At 71.6% G+C, this 813-nt stretch carries 2 protein-coding genes; both read left to right on the top strand.

Annotation, left to right across the window (positions count from 1 at the left end; all coding sequences use genetic code 11):
* On the top strand, nucleotides 1-198 hold a 198-nt coding region (locus J7528_RS23660), incomplete at its 5' end, for a fibronectin type III-like domain-contianing protein (RefSeq protein ID WP_291879748.1).
* Nucleotides 195-813 (top strand): carboxylesterase family protein (locus J7528_RS23655; RefSeq protein WP_291879745.1); only part of this gene is annotated, 619 nt, incomplete at its 3' end. The genes J7528_RS23660 and J7528_RS23655, both read left to right, overlap by 4 nt.

Raw genomic sequence — 813 nt, 5'->3', positions numbered from 1 at the left:
GGCTGGACGCGCGTGACCCTGCAACCCGGCGAGAGCCGCCAAGTGACCATCACCGCCGATCCGCGTCTCCTGGCGTCCTACGACGTCAAGGGCGGCGCCTGGCGGCGCGCGGGCGGCGCCTATGATGTCTATGTGGGCAAGGCCGCGGGCTCTCGCGATCTGGTCGCCAAGGTCAGTTTGAAGGCGGGCGGCCGATGAGCCTGACGGTCCTGTTGGCGGCGGCGGCCCTGGCGGGGCCGGTCGCCAGGGTCGAGGCGGGCGCGTTGCGGGGCGTCACAGCCGACGGCGTAACAGCCTTCAAGGGCGTGCCCTATGCGGCCGCCCCCGTAGGAGATCTGCGTTGGCGAGCGCCCCGGCCAGCCGCGCGGTGGAGCGGAACCCGCGACGCCTCTGCAAAGGGGGCGGACTGCGTCCAGGGCCGGATGCCGGGGTCGCCTCCGCCCGCGCCGCAGTCGGAGAACTGCCTGTTCGCCAACGTCTGGCGACCAGCGAGCGCCAAGGCTGACTCCAGGCTGCCGGTCATGGTCTGGATCCATGGCGGGGCCTTCACCAACGGCGGATCGTCTTCGCCAGAGACCTGGGGCGACGCCATGGCCCGGCGCGGCCTGGTGTTCGTGACCTTCAACTACCGCCTGGGCCGGTTCGGGTTCTTCGGCCATCCGGCGCTCAGCGCCGAACATCCCGACGAGGCCACCGGCAACTACGGCCTGATGGACCAGATGGCCGCCCTGGCCTGGGTTCGGCGCAACATCGCCGCCTTCGGAGGCGATCCCAGGAACGTGACGGTGGTCGGCGGCTCGGCCGGTGGCATCT

Source organism: Caulobacter sp. (assembly GCF_017744445.1).
GTDB lineage: Bacteria > Pseudomonadota > Alphaproteobacteria > Caulobacterales > Caulobacteraceae > Caulobacter.
This window is presented reverse-complemented; position numbering and strand designations above follow the sequence as displayed.